The sequence below is a fragment of the Alistipes sp. AF14-19 genome (genome assembly GCF_003461645.1).
Taxonomy (GTDB): Bacteria; Bacteroidota; Bacteroidia; order Bacteroidales; family Rikenellaceae; genus Alistipes; species Alistipes shahii.
In genome coordinates this window covers 30,093-47,780 of record NZ_QTXM01000008.1, presented here as the reverse complement: position 1 = coordinate 47,780, position 17,688 = coordinate 30,093, and the positions used below count along the sequence as shown (strand labels likewise).

At 59.4% G+C, this 17,688-nt stretch carries 18 protein-coding genes and 1 tRNA gene; 11 read left to right on the top strand and 8 right to left on the bottom strand.

The window, feature by feature from the left end:
• Positions 1-13: 13 nt before the first annotated feature.
• The 10 genes from DWW03_RS08620 (at position 14) to DWW03_RS08575 (ending at position 9,404) form a co-directional block, all read left to right on the top strand.
• A complete protein-coding gene (locus DWW03_RS08620; protein ID WP_015546692.1) occupies positions 14-397 on the top strand; it encodes a response regulator in 384 nt (127 codons plus the stop codon).
• A 115-nt stretch (positions 398-512) separates the two neighbouring features.
• A tRNA-Arg gene (locus DWW03_RS08615) sits at positions 513-586 on the top strand.
• Positions 587-820: 234 nt separating this feature from the next.
• Positions 821-1,369 (top strand): 30S ribosomal protein S16, encoded by a 549-nt coding sequence (locus tag DWW03_RS08610; protein WP_022061748.1) that lies wholly within the window; start codon positions 821-823, stop codon positions 1,367-1,369.
• A gap of 116 nt (positions 1,370-1,485) precedes the next feature.
• On the top strand, positions 1,486-2,049 hold the full coding sequence (locus tag DWW03_RS08605) for a ribosome maturation factor RimM (protein ID WP_022061747.1): 564 nt from the start codon (positions 1,486-1,488) through the stop codon (positions 2,047-2,049).
• A 2-nt stretch (positions 2,050-2,051) separates the two neighbouring features.
• Positions 2,052-3,251: a tRNA 2-thiouridine(34) synthase MnmA gene (gene mnmA / locus DWW03_RS08600; protein WP_118406611.1), complete on the top strand. Its 1,200-nt coding sequence runs from the start codon at positions 2,052-2,054 to the stop codon at positions 3,249-3,251.
• Positions 3,252-3,267: 16 nt separating this feature from the next.
• Positions 3,268-4,341 (top strand): SGNH/GDSL hydrolase family protein, encoded by a 1,074-nt coding sequence (locus tag DWW03_RS08595; RefSeq protein WP_229095986.1) that lies wholly within the window; start codon positions 3,268-3,270, stop codon positions 4,339-4,341.
• Between the two features lie 455 nt (positions 4,342-4,796).
• Complete coding sequence (locus DWW03_RS08590; protein ID WP_015546687.1) at positions 4,797-5,036, top strand: helix-turn-helix domain-containing protein; 240 nt, start codon at positions 4,797-4,799, stop codon at positions 5,034-5,036.
• A 12-nt stretch (positions 5,037-5,048) separates the two neighbouring features.
• The gene (locus DWW03_RS08585; RefSeq protein ID WP_015546686.1) at positions 5,049-5,867 is read left to right on the top strand and encodes a hypothetical protein; all 819 of its coding nucleotides are present in this window, start codon (positions 5,049-5,051) and stop codon (positions 5,865-5,867) included.
• Positions 5,868-6,032: 165 nt separating this feature from the next.
• Positions 6,033-8,762 carry a pyruvate, phosphate dikinase gene (gene ppdK / locus DWW03_RS08580; protein ID WP_118406610.1) on the top strand — a complete coding sequence of 910 codons (2,730 nt, stop codon included), beginning with the start codon at positions 6,033-6,035 and terminating at the stop codon, positions 8,760-8,762.
• A 180-nt stretch (positions 8,763-8,942) separates the two neighbouring features.
• Positions 8,943-9,404, top strand: coding sequence for an outer membrane beta-barrel protein (locus tag DWW03_RS08575; RefSeq protein WP_022061743.1), 462 nt, complete (start codon positions 8,943-8,945; stop codon positions 9,402-9,404).
• 259 nt (positions 9,405-9,663) lie between these two features.
• On the opposite strand, the gene DWW03_RS08570 is transcribed toward DWW03_RS08575, so the two are convergent.
• The 5 genes from DWW03_RS08570 to DWW03_RS08550 all read right to left on the bottom strand — a co-directional run bounded on the left by DWW03_RS08570 (position 9,664) and on the right by DWW03_RS08550 (position 13,127).
• Positions 9,664-10,185, bottom strand: coding sequence for a hypothetical protein (locus DWW03_RS08570; RefSeq protein WP_022061742.1), 522 nt, complete (start codon positions 10,183-10,185; stop codon positions 9,664-9,666).
• Positions 10,178-10,480, bottom strand: coding sequence for a TRL-like family protein (locus tag DWW03_RS08565; RefSeq protein WP_015546684.1), 303 nt, complete (start codon positions 10,478-10,480; stop codon positions 10,178-10,180). Before DWW03_RS08565 ends, DWW03_RS08570 begins: the two co-directional genes overlap by 8 nt.
• A gap of 1 nt (position 10,481) precedes the next feature.
• Entirely contained in the window at positions 10,482-11,027 is a 546-nt protein-coding gene (gene def / locus DWW03_RS08560; RefSeq protein ID WP_015546683.1) for a peptide deformylase, read from the bottom strand.
• A gap of 134 nt (positions 11,028-11,161) precedes the next feature.
• Positions 11,162-11,581 (bottom strand): Holliday junction resolvase RuvX, encoded by a 420-nt coding sequence (ruvX, locus tag DWW03_RS08555; RefSeq protein ID WP_022061741.1) that lies wholly within the window; start codon positions 11,579-11,581, stop codon positions 11,162-11,164.
• A 1-nt stretch (position 11,582) separates the two neighbouring features.
• Complete coding sequence (locus DWW03_RS08550; RefSeq protein WP_022061740.1) at positions 11,583-13,127, bottom strand: glycine--tRNA ligase; 1,545 nt, start codon at positions 13,125-13,127, stop codon at positions 11,583-11,585.
• 341 nt (positions 13,128-13,468) lie between these two features.
• Between DWW03_RS08550 and DWW03_RS08545 the strand changes: the two genes are divergently transcribed.
• Positions 13,469-14,737: a BACON domain-containing protein gene (locus DWW03_RS08545; protein ID WP_229095987.1), complete on the top strand. Its 1,269-nt coding sequence runs from the start codon at positions 13,469-13,471 to the stop codon at positions 14,735-14,737.
• Between the two features lie 69 nt (positions 14,738-14,806).
• Here the strand turns inward: DWW03_RS08545 and DWW03_RS08540 are convergent, their stop codons facing one another.
• From DWW03_RS08540 to fabF, 3 genes are all read right to left on the bottom strand, one after another.
• Positions 14,807-15,445, bottom strand: coding sequence for a RadC family protein (locus DWW03_RS08540; RefSeq protein WP_022061738.1), 639 nt, complete (start codon positions 15,443-15,445; stop codon positions 14,807-14,809).
• A 154-nt stretch (positions 15,446-15,599) separates the two neighbouring features.
• Positions 15,600-16,379 (bottom strand): ribonuclease III, encoded by a 780-nt coding sequence (gene rnc, locus DWW03_RS08535; RefSeq protein WP_083810279.1) that lies wholly within the window; start codon positions 16,377-16,379, stop codon positions 15,600-15,602.
• Positions 16,380-16,413: 34 nt separating this feature from the next.
• Entirely contained in the window at positions 16,414-17,661 is a 1,248-nt protein-coding gene (fabF, locus tag DWW03_RS08530) for a beta-ketoacyl-ACP synthase II (RefSeq protein WP_015546679.1), read from the bottom strand.
• Between the last annotated feature and the right edge of the window lie 27 nt (positions 17,662-17,688).

Sequence of the window (17,688 nt, the reverse complement as noted above, 5' to 3'; positions counted from 1 at the left end):
AACGTAATACACAATGACAGACAACAATACATCCGAACGTAAGCCGTTGATCCTGATTGCAGAAGACGTGGAAAGCAATTACAAGCTGCTGGAAATAATCCTCAAGAAAGAGTATGACCTGCTCTGGGCGAAGAACGGCAAGGAGGCAGTGGCGTATGCGCTATCGCACAATCCCGACGCCGTATTGATGGATATTAAAATGCCTGTGATGGACGGTATCGAGGCGCTGAAGGAGATTCGGCTCCATACGGACAGTCTGCCCGTCATCATGCAGACGGCCTATGCTTTCGACACCGACCGGCGCGTCGCCGAGGAGGCGGGATGCAACGGATTCATCACCAAGCCCGTCATGCCGCGCGAACTGAAAATGTATCTCGACAAATACCTCACGAAATAGAGCCGGGACCGTTTTTCCGGAGTATGGCGGACCGTCCGGGTCCGGAGCAAGAAATCGGACGATAAGTTTGCAGTTGGCCCGAAATTTCTTACTTTTGCAGCGTTGTTTCAACGATGGTCTCGTAGCTCAGTTGGATAGAGCAACAGCCTTCTAAGCTGTCGGTCGTGGGTTCGAATCCCGCCGGGATCACAACGGACGGATTGGTTTTCAGGCAATTGAATTCAATCCGTCTTTCATTTCCGACCCGCCCCGCAACAACCCGAAGCGGCCCGTCCCATTCTTCCGGACAACCCCGTCACAGCCGTGAAATGCAGTTTTTTAGGGCATTTATTTTGCCGGGCGGAATATTTTCCCTACATTTGCAGGCTTAAAAGCCCGAAGGGGTGAGCGTTTTTTATTAATTACAACAAAATTTTATAGCAAATGGCTGTTAAAATTCGTCTGGCACGTCACGGTAAGAAGGGTTATGCCTTCTATCACATCGTTGCCGCAGATAGCAGAGCGCCACGTGATGGTAAATTCATCGAGAAGCTGGGAACCTACAACCCCAACACGAATCCTGCTACGATCGACCTGGACTTCGGGAAAGCCCTGGATTGGTTACAGAAAGGCGCACAACCTACGGACACCTGTCGGGCTATCCTCTCGTACAAGGGCGTAATGTACAAGAAACACCTGCTGGGCGGCGTCGCCAAGGGTGCGTTCACCGAAACCGAGGCAGAAGCCCGCTTCAACAAGTGGATGGAAGCCAAAGCCGGCAAGATCGAAGCCAAGACCAACAAGCTGGCCACCGACGCCAAGTCGGCCGAGAAGGCCCGTCTGGCTGCCGAGGCCAAGATCAAGGAGGAGCGCGCTGCCGCAATCGCCGAGAAGAAGGCCGCTGCCGAGGCTGCCGCCCGTGAGGCCGCCGAGGCTGCCGCTGCGGAGACTGCTGCCGAAGAGGCCGCTCCGGAAGCTCCCGCCGCCGAATAATAAGGCGACACAGGGAAGGGACGCGGCAAGACGTTTCCCGATCCGAATAAAAACGGTAAACTTCCCACGGGAAGATTACCGTTTTTTTTGTATTTTTACGCCATAATTCAACCGACATGATCGTTCCCGCAGGCAGAATCAACAAACTTTTCGGCACGGAGGGCGGAGTGATGCTCTCGCTCTACCCCGCTTTCCCCGAGGATTTCACGACCGACACCCCGCTGCGCGTCACCATCGACGCGCTGGAGGTTCCGCTCTGGTGCGAGCGTTTCGAACGCCGCGGCCAGTCGGGAGCCACGGCGACATTCGCCGATTTCGACACCGAGCGCAGGGCGCAGGAGCTTGTCGGGCTGGAATTCCGGATCGAGATGAACGGCGAAGAGGACGACGACGAATTTTACCTCGAAAACCTGATCGGCTTCGCGGTCGTGGCCGAAGAGGCCGGAGCCTCGTCCGGAAGGGCGGCGACCGCCGCCGGCGAAACCGGGTCATGCGCCTCCGGGAAACTCTGCGGGACGGTCACCGACTACTACGACAGCGACGCCAATCCGCTGTTCGAACTGGAGATCGGCGGACGGCAGGTGCTGGTCCCCGCCGTCGAGGAGTTCATCGCCCGCATCGACTTCGAGGGGCGCACGATGCACCTGGTGCTGCCCGAAGGACTCTTGACATTGGAATAAGGATGGCACGGGTGGTAATCGGACTTTCGGGCGGCGTCGATTCGTCGGTGGCGGCCTGGCTCCTCAAGGAGCAGGGGCATGAGGTCGTAGGGCTTTTTATGATCAACTGGCACGACACGACGGGAACGCTCGAAGGCGACTGTCCGTGGCACGACGACCGGGTTTTCGCCGAACTCGTGGCCAGGAAACTCGACATCGAGCTGCACGTGGTCGACCTCTCGGCAGACTACCGCACGCGTGTCGTGGATTACATGTTCGCCGAATACGAACGGGGCCGCACGCCCAATCCCGACGTGCTGTGCAACCGCGAAATCAAATTCGACGTATTCCTGCGCGAGGCGCTGAAGTTGGGCGCCGACTACGTGGCCACGGGCCACTACTGCCGCAAGGCGGAAGAGACGCTGCCTGACGGGAGGACGATCCATAAGCTGCTCGCAGGCAGCGATCCCAACAAGGACCAGAGCTATTTCCTCTGCCAGCTCTCGCAGGAGCAGCTCAGCCGGGCGTTGTTTCCCGTCGGCGGGCTGCTCAAACCCGAGGTGCGGCGCATCGCCGAGGAGCAGGGTCTCGCCACGGCCAAACGCAAGGATTCGCAGGGCATCTGCTTCGTGGGCAAGGTCGACCTGCCGACCTTCCTCCAGCAAAAGCTCGCCCCGAAAAAGGGCAACATCCACGAAATACTCCCCGCATGGCCGAAATACGTGCGCGAGGAGGTCCCGGCGGAGGGAGAGCCGACGACCGGACAACTCGCGGCGCTGGCCGAACCGTGGCATTACACCGTGCGCGACGGCAAGAAGATCGGCGAGCACAACGGCGCCCATTACTACACCATCGGACAGCGCAAGGGACTCGGCATCGGAGGCCGCAGGGAGTCGCTGTTCATCCTCGCCACGGACACGGTGCAGAACGTGATCTGGGTCGGCGAGGGCGACGCCCACCCCGGGCTGTGGCGCCCCGCGCTGCACATCGCGCCCGGCGAAATCCACTGGGTGAACCCCGCCCGGGAGCTGACCGCCGGGCAGAGCGCCCGGTTCTCCGTCCGCATCCGCTACCGCCAGCTCTTGCAGGGCGCGCGGCTGTTCGTCCGCGACGAAGGGGCTTACCTCGTTTTCGACCGGCCCCAGCGGGGCATCACCCCCGGACAGTTCGCGGCGTGGTACGACGGCGACCAGCTGGTCGGATCGGGCGTGATCGAAGGCTGACCAACTCAAACCAACCATGATAAAACACCTATTATTCATTGCAGCCGGGCTGTCGATGTTTCACGCCGCATCGGCGCAAAAGTACGTCGACGCCTCGACGCTGACCATCATCGGCCGCACCTGCCCGATGGAGGGGCATCCCTATTACCGGGTCGACACGACGCGCTACCGTTTCGACAACGCCACCATCCGCCACTACTGCGGCTACCCGGCCGGCGTGGCCGTGCTTTTCACCACCGACAGCCGCCGGATCGAGGCCCGCTGGACCACCGCACCGCGCAGCTACGGCTGGAACATGACCCCGGTCCTGCAACGCGGCATGGATCTCTACGTCCGCGAAAACGGCGTATGGACGATGGCCGGTGCGGCACGTCCCGGATTACAGGACCGGCACGCCAGCACCATCGTCGAGCACATGGACGGACAGCCCAAGGAGTGCATGCTCTACCTGCCGGCGTGGAGCGAACTGCTGACGCTGGAGATCGGCGTGGACGAAGGTGCATCCGTCACGCCGCTCGAATCGCCTTACAAGCACCGCGTGATCGTCTTCGGATCGAGCGTCACCCACGGAGCTTCGGCCAGCCGCCCGGGCATGACCTATCCTGCGCGCATGAGCCGCATGACGGGCATCGAGTTCGTCAATCTGGGGTACAGCGGCAACTGCATGCTCCAGCCCGAATTCGCGCGGCTGCTCGCCGAGACCGACGCCGACGCCTTCCTGTTCGACGCCTTTTCGAACCCCTCCCCGAAGATGATCCGCGAGCGCCTCGACGCGTTCGTGGCGACGCTCGTCAAGGCCCATCCCGACAAACCGCTGATCTTCATGCAGACCCACTGGCACACCGCAGGCAACCTCGATCAGGAGGCCGCGAAATTCCACCGCGAGCGGATCAACACCGCGGACGGGATGATGCGGCGGCTGGCGAAGCAATACGACAACGTCTACTTCCTCGACGGCGAATGGTTCTTCGGCCGGGACGCCGAGGGAACCATCGACTGCGACCACGGTTCCGACCTGGGCTACGACCGCATGATCTCGGAGCGGCTGCCCCGTATCCGGAAGATCCTGCGCAAATACGGAATCCGGTAGTCCGGGCGCATTGCGCCGGGTTTCGCAATCCGGCGACTGAATCCCTGCGTTTTCAACGCGGGGATTTTTTGCGTATCTCCCGGCTGCAAAAGATATTTGCACTCTTCGACTGGTGTTGTTTGCCGCTTTTTGGTCGGCAAAGCAGCCTTAACCGCGGCGTATGCCGCGGAGGCTTTGTACCTTTTGGTGGCAAAAGGTACCCAAAACCGCTCGCAAGAGCGGTCGTAGGCTTCTGTGCTTCCCACTTGTCCCGGACGCATCCCTCCCGGTGCGGATAATCTTCCGGGCGCACCGCGCCCGTCGTTCGCCCCCAGGGGGGGGGCTGGGGCGAACGAAACACAAAATGTCCATAAATCCGATAAAAGAGACAAAACATCTACCTATACGTAAGCGAATTTAAGTTATAACTAAACTTTCACTCTGGCATCTTTTTTAGTTTTACAACATCTAAACAGATGTTTGTGAAACCGAAAAGCGCGTTCGATAAATACGTCAGTGCAGCTGTCCGCAAAGAGCGGATGGCTCAACGTGTTTCACAAGCGACTTTAGCCTACGGAATCGGGGTGAGCGACGGATTTATCAGCCAAGTGGAAAGCCCCAAAAGTCCTTCGAAATACAACCTCAACCACATCAACGAAATCGCCAAATTCCTCGGCTGCTCGCCCCGCGATTTCCTGCCCGAACAACCACTCTAAACCGGCGGAACCATGTGGCTGCGTCTGCTGATAATTCTCAATTTTTCATTCTTAATTTTTAATTGCCACTCTTACGGGCAACGCCCCATAGGAATCGCTTTCTACGACGTGGACCGGATTTACGACACCGTCCCGGCGCTTTTCTACGACGACGCAGACTACACGCCCGAAGGCCGTCTGCATTGGACCGCAGAGCGTTACGCGCGTAAAATCCGCAACACGGCTGCCGTGATCGACTCAATGGCCCTGCCCCTGGTCGCCCTGTGGGGCGTCGAAAACGAACAGGTCGTGCGCGACATCGCCGCCGCCTGCCGGGGCGACTACTCCTACCTCCACCGCACGCTCAATTCGCTCGACGGAATGGATTTTGCGCTGCTCTACTACGGAGACCTCTTCTACCCGACCCGCGACGAGCCGGGACGCCGCTACCTCTACGTCGAGGGCGAACTCGGACGCGACACCGTGGGGCTGGCGCTGTGCGGCGACGCACGCATGGCCCAATGGGTCGTGCGCGACCTGCGTGCGGAGCGTCCGCACGTGAAACTGATCGTGCTGGGACGCTCGGATCTCCCCGACCCCGGACGCTGGGGACTGCGCGACGCGACCCGGCGCGCCGAACAGGCCGGACGGGGCACGGTACGACGCGGCGGACGGTGGCAGATGCGCGACCGTATCCTCGCGGACACGGCGCTGACCACCTCGGAGGGCGACGTTTTCGCACGCCGCTATCTGGTTGACCAAAAGAGCGGTAACCCCCTCACGACCTACTCCCGCGGGGTTTATCGCGGCGGCTACGGTTATTCGCTTCCGGTATTCATTTACATCCGGTAGAATTTTTTGGATATTTCGAAAAGTTTTCGTATTTTCGCAATCCCTTCGACGGAAATGCATTTTACGGATGCGGTAACGGAAACGTCACCGCAATTTTTCGGCTTTAAGGGTAAGGTAAAAGAAAAAATTTTTATATTTATACTATAATTCAAAACCAAAAAAGTTATGGCAGACGTAAAACGGGTCTATACCTTCGGCAACAAAGAGGCCGAAGGAAACGGCAAAATGCGTGAACTGCTCGGCGGCAAGGGTGCGAACCTTGCGGAGATGAACCTTATCGGCATCCCCGTGCCCCCGGGATTCACCATCACCACGGAAGTGTGTGCGGAATTCTACAAGCACGGCAAAGAGGCCGTCATCGAGATGCTCCGCCCCGAGGTCGAAAGGGCGATGAAGAACATCGAGAAACTGACCGGCATGAAATTCGGCGACAAGGAGATGCCGCTGCTCGTATCCGTACGTTCGGGCGCACGCGCCTCGATGCCCGGCATGATGGACACCATCCTCAACCTGGGCATGAACGACCAGGCCGTGGAGGCCGTGGCCAAGCGCACGGGCAACCCGCGGTTCGCCTGGGATTCGTACCGCCGCTTCGTACAGATGTACGGCGACGTGGTGCTGGGCATGAAACCCGTTTCGAAGGAAGACCACGACCCGTTCGAGGTGATCATCGAGGAGCAGAAGGCCAAGAAGGGCGTGAAGAACGACACCGACCTGACGACCGACGACCTCAAGGAGCTGGTGAAGAACTTCAAGGCCGCCGTGAAGAAGCAGACCGGCGAGGATTTCCCGACCTGTCCGTGGGACCAGCTGTGGGGAGCCATCTGCGCCGTGTTCGGATCGTGGATGAACGAACGCGCCATCCTCTACCGCAAACTCAACAACATCCCCGCCGAGTGGGGCACGGCCGTATCGGTACAGGCCATGGTATTCGGCAACATGGGAGAGAATTCCGCGACGGGCGTAGCCTTCTCGCGCGACGCCGCAACGGGTGAGAACCTCTTCAACGGCGAATACCTGATCAACGCCCAGGGCGAGGACGTCGTAGCCGGCATCCGCACCCCGCAGCAGATCACCATCGAGGGTTCGAAGCGCTGGGCCGTGGCCCAGAAGGTTTCGGAGGAGGAGCGCAAGGCGAAGTTCCCCTCGCTCGAAGAGGTGATGCCCGAGGTTTACAAGGAGCTGGACGAAATCCAGCACCACCTGGAGCAGTACTTCAAGGACATGCAGGACATCGAATTCACGATTCAGGACGGCAAACTCTGGATGCTCCAGTGCCGCAACGGCAAGCGCACGGGCGCGGCGATGGTCAAGATCGCCATGGACATGCTGCGCGAGGGTCTGATCGACGAAAAGACCGCCGTACTGCGCTGCGAGCCTGCGAAGCTCGACGAACTGCTCCACCCCGTCTTCGACAAGAAGGCCATCGCCAATGCGCAGGTCATCACCAAGGGCCTGCCCGCATCGCCGGGAGCCGCCACGGGTCCCGTGGTGTTCTTCGCCGAGGACGCCGAGAAGGTGCTGGAGAAAACCGGCCAGCGCGCCATTCTGGTGCGCATCGAGACTTCGCCCGAAGACCTCAAGGGCATGCTCGACGCGGCAGGTATCCTGACCGCACGCGGCGGCATGACCTCGCACGCGGCCGTCGTGGCCCGCGGCATGGGCAAATGCTGCGTATCGGGCGCCGGCGAATTGCAGATCGACTATAAAGCCCGCACGATCCAGGTGAACGGATTCACCGTGAAGGAGGGCGACTGGATCTCGCTCAACGGCTCGACGGGCGAAGTATACCTCGGTCAGGTAGCCACCAAGGCCGCCGACCTGAGCGGCGACTTCGGACAACTGATGGACCTCGCCGGGAAATATTCGGTGCTGAAGGTCCGCGCCAACGCCGACACCCCGAAAGACGCCGCACAGGCATTCGCCTTCGGCGCCGAAGGCATCGGACTCTGCCGCACGGAGCACATGTTCTTCGAGGGCGACCGCATCAAGGCCATCCGCGAGATGATCCTCGCCGACGACGAAGCCGGACGCCGCGTGGCGCTGGCCAAGCTGCTGCCGATCCAGCGCGGCGACTTCGAGGGGCTGTTCAAGGCCATGAACGGCTACCCCGTGACGGTGCGCCTTCTGGACCCCCCGCTGCACGAGTTCGTTCCCCACGATGAGAAGGGCCAGAAAGAGATGGCCGCCGAAATGGGCGTGCCCCTCCAGAAGATCGTCGCCAAGGTCGAGTCGCTGGCCGAGTTCAACCCCATGCTGGGACACCGCGGCTGCCGTCTGGGCAACACCTACCCCGAGATCACCGAGATGCAGGCCCGCGCCATCATCGAGGCGGCCATGAACGTCAAGGCCACAGGCATCCCCGTTCACGTGGAGATCATGGTGCCGCTGGTGGGCAACCACAAGGAGCTGCGCTACCAGAAGAACATCATCGACACAACGGCCGAGCAGGTGTTCTCGGAGCGCAACGACAAGATCGACTACATGGTCGGCACGATGATCGAGGTGCCGCGCGCCGCCGTGACGGCCAACCAGATCGCCGAAGTCGCCGAGTTCTTCTCGTTCGGAACCAACGACCTGACGCAGATGACCCTCGGATTCTCGCGCGACGACATCGGCAAGTTCCTGCCGGTATATCTGGAGAAGGGCATCCTGAAAAACGACCCGTTCCAGATCCTCGACCGCAACGGCGTGGGCCAGTTGATCCGCGAAGCCGTATTCAAGGGCCGCGGAACCCGCGAAAACCTCAAATGCGGTATCTGCGGCGAACACGGCGGCGAACCTTCGTCGGTGGAGTTCTGCCACTACGCAGGTCTGAACTACGTGAGCTGCTCGCCCTTCCGCGTGCCCATCGCACGCCTGGCGGCCGCACACGCTGCACTCAATCAGAAGTAGCATTTCACGCCCCCTCGGGGCGACACACTCCGGAGGTCCGCGCACGATTGTCGCGGACCTCCTTTTTATTTATAAAAAAGTCGGGTTCATTGAATATATTTGGCCGCAATCGGGAAATTTCCTATATTTGTTTTGGCAAACAGTTTGAAATAACGTTTATTCAATATAAAAAAACGAAACATGAAAAAAATTCTTTTAACGGCGATCGTCGCGCTGTTCGCAGTAACGGCAGCATCGGCGCAGGACAAAGGCAATTGGGCGCTCGGCCCGCGTATGAACATCTACACCAACACGGGTGACGCCGTGGTGGGTCTGGGTGCATTCGGACGTTACAGCTTCACGGACAACTGGCGTATCGAACCGTCGCTGATGGCGCTGCTGCACAGCGGCTGTTCGATCGACATCAGCGTCGACGCGCAGTACGTCTTCCACTTGGGCGAAGGCTGGAGCGTTTATCCGGCAGTGGGTTTCACGGCCAATGACATCGGCAAGTGGGCCGCAGGCCTGAACATCGGCGGAGGTTTCGACTTCGAGGTAGCCCGCAACTGGGACCTTTCGGCCGGCCTGAAATGGCAGCCCATGTTCGACGACTGGCGCAAGAACCCCGTAGTCATCAGCATCGGCGCGGCATACAAGTTCTAACCATAGACGCCTGAAAACAGCGACCGGACCCGATTCATTTCGGGTCCGGTTGTTTTTTTGACACCGGCGCACGAGGCTGGATGCATCGCTTCCGGCCCGCGCGACGCAGCGCCGTGCACCGAGAAACGACAACCCTCCGTTTTTGAGTGTCCCGAAGCGGATTTCGCCATAACGCAGTCCGGTCCGGACAGGAGATACAACCGCATTTCCCGTCCGGACCGGACAAAGCAGGGCGAAAGATGCCCGCGAGAACCGAAAACTACTGTTCGTTTACACGAATCATATCGAATATCCGATACCCTATCGGCGCGTAACTGCGCCATGCGGAGCGTTTGGCGCGATAAACGTACGGCTTTCCCCCGACGTAAACCGTCACCTCGGGCAAAGCCCGCTCGTCGAAGAAGCCGCAGAGTTCCGACCCGTCGGCATCGAAGGTGTACCGGTGCTTCCACTGCTTCTTTTCCGGTTCGAGGTAGAGTTTGTCCACCGGGCCGGACATCACCGCCGCATCCGCCGCGAAACGCACCGAATCGGCCGGCACGGCCTGCGCCATACGGCATGTGAAATTGATCGTGGCGCGCCCGCCGCGATGCTCCTTGTAGGTGATGTCGAAAGTCAGGTCGCCCGCTTCCCGGTTCTCGAAAAGCGTCACGGGAAAGGTGTGGTAGATCACCCCGTCGGTCTCGGCTTTCGAGACGTAATGGTTGCGGATATTCTGCGCCGGGAGCGTCGAGGCTCCGGCGATGCAGAGGGCAGCCGCCAGCAGGAGACGTTTAGTCACCGTAGACGATGATCGTGTAGATCGTGTAGACGCCGACATAGGACTTGGCCTGGTAGTCTACGTGGTGGATGCGCGTGATACCGGCTTCGCGGGCCGCAGCCTGGATGCTCGCATCGCCCAGGGCGACGACACCTACATATCCCTTGGCCTCGGCCGTGCCGACCTTGCTCGACCCGGCGTTGCCCGTCACGGCCAGCCCGTCCTTCACATCGGTATAGATTCCGCCTACGAGGGGCGATTTGACGCATCCCGCCAGCATCATCGCGGCGAATGCAAAAGCGAAAAGTTTTTTCATGCTATCTGGTTTTATAGGCACAGCGGTATTTCCCCTTCGCAAGGTTCAGCAGTTTGCTCTTGAGCAGCTGGCGGCGAAGCGGTGCGATCCGGTCGGTGAAGACCACGCCTTCGATGTGATCGTATTCGTGCTGGATGACCCACGCCTTGAGTCCCGTGAACTCCTCGTCGTGCTCGACAAAGTCGGTGTCCATGTAGCGCATGCGGATCGACAGCGAGCGGGCCACGTCGGCATGAATCCCGGGAAACGAGAGGCAGCCCTCGTTATAGGTCTTCTTCTCCTCGGAAAATTCGTAAATCTCGGGATTGACGAAGGCGCGCTTGTAATCGGCGCACGACGGGTCCTCCTCGGCCCACGGAGTGCAGTCGACGATGAACAGACGAATGTCCTTGCCGATCTGGGGCGCAGCCAGTCCGACGCCTTCGGCCTCTTCGAGCGTGAGGAACATGTCCTCGGCGAGTTTTTTCACATCGGGGTAATCGGGCGCAATCGGCTCGCATTTGCGGCGCAGCACCTCATCTCCGTAAATTACAATCGGGTATATCATAACAAAATCTATAAACAATTTTTCGCAGGCAATCTTGCTTTCGCCCGCCGTTATCGCGGTCTACGACCGCGTTTACAAGTCTGACCCCACCCCAAAACCCTCCCTCGGGAGGGGCTTATCGCGTCGCGTCCGGGTTATCGACAGGAAATGCTTTCCATATAGGACTGGAGGATAATCGTCGCGGAAATCTTATCCACCAACGCCTTGTCGCGGCGGGCCATCCTGCCGATGCCGCTTTCGAGCATCGTGCGGTGGGCCATCACCGAAGTAAAGCGTTCGTCGTAGAAAACCACCTCCTTGTCGGGCCACGCCCGCCGCAGGCGGCCGGCCAGCGGCTCGATGAATCGCCACGTCTCGGAGGGCGTGCCGTCCATCCGCGAAGGCTTCCCCACGACTATCGTACTAACGTCCTCCCGGGCGAAATATTTTGCCAGCCAGGCCTCCAGCCCCTTCGTCTCGACCGTCTCCAGCCCTCCGGCGATCAGGCGCAGGGGATCGCTCACGGCGATTCCCGTGCGCCGGGTCCCGTAGTCTATGGCAAGAATGCGTCCCAAATCAGAGGTTCAGCGTCCTGAACAACTTGCGGTAGGAGCACTCCTCGTCGACCATCGCGTGCAGCGACTCGATCTTGACGCGCTCCTGGGCCATCGTATCGCGGTGGCGGATCGTCACGGTCCCGTCCTCCAGCGTCTGGCCGTCGACCGTCACGCAGAACGGCGTACCGACGGCATCCTGACGGCGGTAACGCTTGCCGACGGAGTCTTTCTCGTCGTAAACGACATTGTAATCGTATTTCAGCAGGTCGACGATCTTCTGCGCCACTTCGGGCATGCCGTCCTTCTTCACCAGCGGCAGCACGGCCACCTTGACCGGAGCCAATGCGGGCGGGAATTTCAGCACGACGCGCGAATCGCCGCCTTCGAGCGTCTGCTCGGTATAGGCCGCCGACATCACCTGCAGGAACATGCGGTCCACGCCGATCGACGTCTCGACCACATAGGGTACATAGCTTTCACCCGTCTCCGGATCGAAGTACTGCAACTTCTTGCCCGAAAACTTCTGGTGGCTGCCCAGGTCGAAGTCCGTGCGCGAGTGGATGCCCTCGACCTCCTTGAACCCGAACGGGAAGTTGTATTCGATGTCCGTCGCGGCGTTGGCGTAGTGGGCCAGTTTGTCGTGGTCGTGGAAGCGGTAGTCATCGTCGCCGAAGCCCAGCGCACGGTGCCAGGCCATGCGGGTGTTCTTCCACTCGTTCCACCACTTCATTTCGGTTCCGGGGCGCACGAAGAACTGCATCTCCATCTGCTCGAACTCGCGCATGCGGAAGATGAACTGACGGGCCACAATCTCGTTGCGGAAGGCCTTGCCGATCTGCGCAATGCCGAACGGGATTTTCATGCGCCCGGTTTTCTGGACGTTCAGGAAGTTGACGAAGATACCCTGCGCCGTCTCGGGACGCAGGTAGATGGTATTGGCGCCTTCGGCCGTAGAACCCATCTGGGTCGAAAACATCAGGTTGAACTGCCGCACCTCGGTCCAGTTGCGTGTGCCGGAGATCGGGCAGGCGATCTCGCAGTCGACGATGATCTGGCGCAGCTCCGCAAGGTCGTTGGCGTTCAGCGCATCGGCGAAACGCTTGTGCACCTCGTCGCGTTTGACCGCGGTCTCCGCCACGCGCGGCGACGTTTCGCGGTATTTGGCCTCGTCGAACGACTCGCCGAAGCGCTTGCGGGCCTTCTCGACCTCTTTTTCGATCTTTTCATCCTGTTTGGCCAGCCAGTCCTCGATCAGCACGTCGGCGCGGTAACGCTTCTTCGAATCCTTGTTGTCGATCAGCGGGTCGTTGAAGGCCGACACATGGCCCGAGGCCTCCCACGTCTTGGGATGCATGAAGATCGCGGCGTCGATGCCGACGATGTTCTCGTGCAGTTTGACCATCGAATCCCACCAATATCGCTTGATGTTGTTCTTCAACTCCACGCCGTTCTGACCGTAGTCGTACACGGCTCCCAGACCGTCGTAGATTTCGCTCGAAGGAAACACGAATCCGTACTCCTTGCAGTGCGCTACCAGCTTTTTGAAAAGTTCTTCCTGAGTCATCGTATTCTCTGTTGTTTACTGTTTTTCCAAATGACAAAAATACAAAATAAATGACAACAAGGGTCTTCGATCGGGATTTTATTTCTATATTTGTATCGGCAGCCTGCGAGGGCCGCCGACATACGACAATAAAAAGCGCATCGGCTTTTTTCTTACGGGTGAAAATTGGACACTTTCACAGAACGATAAGGAACAAAGGTGATGCCTTCGCTGTTTTCAGCGCGGGCATATTTCCCTATCCTACCGTTCGGGTCGTCCAATACCTCACCTGTGGATACGAAATCTTGCCTGCGCCTTTTGTTTACCGGGACGGGAACAACCCTTTAAACAAAATAAACGAAATGAAAACAGCAAAATTCTTCATGGCGTTCATCGCCGCCGCGCTGCTCGCGTCATGCAGCGACGACAAGGATTACTCGGGCGATTTCGGGCAGATCAAGGTTCCGGACACGCGCCAGTTGGAACAGACGGTCTCCGCCGACGACACGCAGAGCGCACGGGGCGTGACCTTCACCACCGAAGGGGCATGGACCTCGACGATCGCCGAGACCCGCGCCGAAGCGCCCGCCTGGATTTCGATTTCGCCCGACCGCGGCGATGCGGCAGGCAGCTACACGCTGAAAATCACCCTCGAACCCAACACGTCGGGAGCGTCGCGCACGGCGACAATCGTCATCACGTGCGGCACGTCGAAGATCGAGATCACCGTCACGCAGGAGGGCGCGGACGACCCCATCGAATCGACACCGGCCAACCGGATAATGCGCATCGACAGCCGCCAGCAGACAATCCGAAACAGCGGCGATTCGGACCCGGAACGATGGACTTCGACCAGCCGCTTCACATACGACGATGCCGGACGCCTCACGTGTTACGAATGGGACGACACCCCGGAGAACTCGGCCGACGCCATGGATGAGGTCCTCCGGATCAGCTATCCCGACGCCAAGACCCTGAAACTGTCCGCCGAAACGACAGAATCGCCCGAAAAGGGATCGTACACCGTTACGCTCGACGATGCAGGGCGCGCCGTCGCCGCACGCAGCGACAACGGTCCCGAACGCTGGACCTTCGCCTACGACGGCAACGGATGCTGCAAGGAGTGCACATACAGCGGCGACGAATATCACTACTACCCGCGCACGGTCTGCCGCTGGACCGGCAACGACCTCACCGGTCTCGACATCTACCAGGGCAAGGAGGTCGATTTCAGCTACGAATTCGAATACCACGCCGACCGGCCCAACACGCCCGCATTGTGCAACCTCGACCTCAACGCGCTCCTGTTCGACGTATGTCCCGACATCGAGGACGCCGATTTCTTCATGGGGTCGGTACTCTCCGGAATCGGACGGCTGGGCAACCGCAGCGCCCATCTGACGAACACGAACCCGGACGAGAGCGTGTTCTCGGTCGAGTCATTACCCGACGGATCGTTTATCAGTTTCAGAGTCCTGAACGAGCAGATCGAATGGAAGCAAGTTGGCGGACGGGTTACCGAGGCTATCTGGATTCAGGAGGTGGAGTGTTTCCAGGAAAAAGACGGCAAGGAGACAGTCATCCCCGAACGAGGCTACACAGAAATCGAAACGCACCAGATCTTCTATTGACGGGCTTTTCTCCCAAAAACCGAACGGCGGTCCGATAAGGACCGCCGTTCATTTTACCTGCCGGAACCCTTACCGCCCCATCAGCCCCTCGCGCAGGAACGAGAAATCGCCGTCGCGGGCGATGATGATGTGGTCCAGCAGCCGGATGTCGAACAACGCCGCGGCGCGCGCCACACGTTCGGTCAGCGTCTTGTCCTGCCCGCTCGCCTCGGGCGTTCCCGAAGGGTGGTTGTGCACCAGAATCAGCTGCGTGGCGAGCAGTTCCAACGCCCGTTTGACGATCAGCCGGTGGTCGACGACCGTGCCGGTCACCCCGCCCTGACTGATGCGGTAACGCTCGATAACCCGGTTCGACGAGGTGAGGTAGACGACCCAGCACTCCTCGTGGGAGAGGCGTTCCAGCTGCGGCCGGAACAGCCGCACCACATCGTCGCCCGTATTGATGAAATCGCTCCCGGAACCCCCGGAAGCGACAGCCCGCCGTCCGAATTCCGCCGCGGCCAACAGCATCCGCGCCCGTTTCAGGCCCAGTCCCCCGACCATGCGCAGGCGGGCTTCGGGCTGGTCGCCGATACGCGCCAGCGAACCGTCGTAAGCCGACAGCACCACTTCGGCCAACTGTTCGTCGTCGGTGAGCAGGGCAAGCAGCTCGCGGTCGCTCAAGGCCTCCACGCCCCGCGACGCCATTTTATCGAGGATATTCTTCATAAAAGCAGAAAGTGACTATATACGAATTCATACCGTTTTCATCCCGGCAAGCCGGTACAGCCGCCTGCGGAGGGTGTTTGAAACCGGGTCCGAATCCCCATCTGCCGGGCGGGCGCAGAACAGGACCGGAAATGCAACGGATTGCCACCGCCCTCTAAAACCCGCTTCCTGAACGGGTGCCTTCCAGACGGTCGACCTTGTCCAGCAGCGAAGCGCACTGCTCGTCGCTCATGTACTGCGACACGGAGAACGCCGCACGCTGTTCGGCCTCCTTCTTCGAATCCCCGGCTCCGTGGCCGACCTCCATGCCGTCGACCAGCACCGTGCAATAGAAAACCGGATGGTTCGAAGCGTATTCCTTGTCGTGCTCCGTGCGGAACTCGACCTGGTGGCGGTTCTTCTGGCTCCACTCGATCAGGCGGCTCTTGAAATCGCTCTCCGACTCGGTCAGTTCTTCCAGATTCAGGAAACGGAAATAAATGTTATTGATCAACAGCCGGTTGACGAACTCGTACCCCTGATCGAGGTAAACCGCCCCCATCATCGCCTCGAAGGCGTCGCCGTAGATATGCTTCTGGGTAATGCCCGTGCCGCCGTTCGAAATCACGTGGACATCCAGACCGAGGTTCACGGCCAGCGCGTTGAGCGACTGCCGCGAGACGATCTTCGACCGCAGCTGGGTCATGAAACCCTCGTCGCGGTCGGGGTATTCGATGAACAGATAGTCCGAAGTCACGGCCTCGATCACAGCGTCGCCCAGATATTCCAGACGTTCGTTGTTGATCGCGCGGCCGTCCTCCAAAACCAAAGAAGCTGACTTGTGAATCAAAGCCAGCTTGTAGAGTTCGACGTTGTGCGGAATGAATCCGAACAGATCGTCGACAATTCTGTAATATGCCCGGTCACGCCCGAAATTCCGTCGGATAGGACGCAGTAAAAAGTCAATCACGGCGCGGACGTTACAGGGATCAGAGTTTGCGGAAAATAACCGTCGAGTTGTGACCGCCGAATCCGAACGTATTGCTCAACGCACACTTCACGTCGCGCTTCTGCGCCACGTTAAGCGTCAGATTCAGTTTTTCGTCGATCTCGGGATCGCGGTTTTCGCAGTTGATCGTGGGGGGAACCACGCCGTGCGTCAGCGCGAAAATGCACGCCAGAGCCTCCACGGCGCCGGCAGCGCCCAGCAGGTGTCCCGTCATTGATTTGGTCGAGGAGATGTTGACGTTGTAAACATGGTCGCCCAGAACGCCTGCCACGGCCTTCAGCTCGGGAATGTCGCCCGCGGGGGTCGAAGTTCCGTGCACGTTCACATAGTCGATATCCTCGGGAGCGATGCCCGCGTCCTTGATGGCGTCGCGCATCGCCTTCATGGCGCCCTTGCCCTCGGGATGGGGAGCCGTGAAGTGGTAAGCGTCGGCCGAAGCGCCTCCGCCTACGACCTCGCAATAGATCTTCGCGCCGCGCGCCTTGGCATGCTCGTACTCCTCCAGGATCAGCGCACCGGCGCCCTCGCCGATCACGAAGCCGTCGCGGTCCTTATCGAAGGGGCGCGAAGCGTGCTGCGGATCGTCGTTGCGCGTCGAAAGCGCCTGCATGGAGTTGAATCCGCCGACCGAAGGCTCGTTGACCGCAGCCTCCGAACCGCCGGCCACCATGACGTCGGCCTTGCCGTAACGGATGGCGTCGAAAGCGGCCGTGATGCCGTGGTTCGACGAAGCGCACGCCGACACCGTACAGTAGTTCGGACCCATGAAGCCGTACTTCATGGAGATGAAACCGGCTGCGATATCGGAAATCATGCGGGGAATAAAAAACGGGCTAAACCGCGGGGTTCCATCCCCGGCGGCCCAGCCCAGACACTCATCGAAGAAAGATTTGATTCCTCCGATGCCCGAACTCCAGATAACGCCCACCTGCTCCTTGTCGACCTTCTCGAGATCGAGGGCAGAATCCTCCACGGCCTGCGTGGCCGCGATCAAAGCATATTGTGTAAAGAGGTCGTACTTACGCACCTCCTTACGGTCGAAATACTGGGTCGGATCGTAATTCTTTACTTCACAAGCGAACTTGGTCTTAAATTTTTCGGCATCGAAATGAGTAATGGGTGCGGCACCGCTGACTCCCTTCTCCAGATTCGAAAAATACTCCTCTATACTATTACCGAGCGGGTTTATCGTACCGATGCCCGTAACAACTACTCTTCTTCCTGTCATAAATTTAAGGCTTTATCAGCCGTGAAA